Source organism: Flavobacterium sp. CG_9.1 (assembly GCF_015751645.1).
Lineage (GTDB): Bacteria > Bacteroidota > Bacteroidia > Flavobacteriales > Flavobacteriaceae > Flavobacterium > Flavobacterium xanthum.
In genome coordinates this window covers 1-1180 of record NZ_JADOVC010000083.1, presented here as the reverse complement: position 1 = coordinate 1180, position 1180 = coordinate 1, and the positions used below count along the sequence as shown (strand labels likewise).

Sequence of the window (1180 nt, the reverse complement as noted above, 5' to 3'; positions counted from 1 at the left end):
ATTCGAAAATACAAATTGTCGAATTAGAAAACAAAACTTACAGCGTGTATTTTTCCAGAGGGTGTAAGTCCCTTATGGGCGGATTGAAAACCCGAACCATTAGTACGTCGCAAGCTGGTTTACCGCGAGGTATGCAGTGAAGGAAGCGAAACGGCAAAATCCGGTACTGACGAACAGAAACGTCATAAGAGGCAAGTCAACGAGGATAAGCGTCCACAGCAACGTAACATCCAAAGATTACCAAAATCGTTGATTTGTAGATGACGCAGGGATTGGACAAAGGAAAGAGCTCTTACCAGGGGAGGTCTTGACAACCACGAGTTGGTTAAGTCAAGAAGTCAGCAGAAGTCATAGTACTTGTGGCAACGAGTTGCGAATAGATACCGCATAGGTCTCACAACCAAGGAAGGACAGAACGCAAAGAGGTTCTTAATTTTCAACGGAATAGCGCAAGTTATAGCTCTGAAAAACAAGAACAGGTTAACGATTAAAACAACAAAATGATTGAACGAGTAGTACATCCTTACAATCTGCAAAAAGCATTAGAGCAGGTGATTTCTAATAAAGGAAGCGCAGGAGTTGACGGTATAAAAACCAGTCAGCTCAAAATGCTATTTCCTGAAAGGAAACCGCAATTGCTCGAAGCCGTCAGACAAGGCAACTACCAGCCCCAACCCATTTTGGGCGTGGAAATTCCCAAAGGCAACGGCAAAACCCGACTTTTGGGCGTTCCCACCACCACCGACCGCGTGTTACAACAAGCGGTTTCGCAGGTCATTGCACCGCTATTTGAACCCGAATTTAGTAGCAACAGTTTTGGATTTCGTCCCAATAAAAACGCTCGACAAGCCGTTGGGCAAGCACGGGATTACATTCATCAAGGACTGAATTACATTGTGGATACCGACTTAAAGAACTTCTTTGACGAAGTAGACCATTGTTTACTGCTGAATTTGGTGTACCAAAAAGTGACATGCAAAACCACGATGCGTCTGATACGAAAGTGGTTGCGAGTACCGATACGGATTAACGGTAAGTTACAAAAACGAAGACGAGGCGTTCCGCAAGGTTCTCCTTTAAGTCCGTTATTGTCCAATATCTTACTCCACGAGTTGGATAAAGAAATGACAAGACGCAAACTGAAATTTGTTCGCTATGCCGATGATTTTAGTATCTATTG

Annotated in this window: 1 protein-coding gene; it reads left to right on the top strand. The window is 43.6% G+C overall.

What is annotated here, in order from left to right:
• Window positions 1-500: 500 nt before the first annotated feature.
• The coding region (locus tag IWX83_RS17100; RefSeq protein ID WP_255546737.1) for a reverse transcriptase domain-containing protein at window positions 501-1180 on the top strand (680 nt) is incomplete at its 3' end.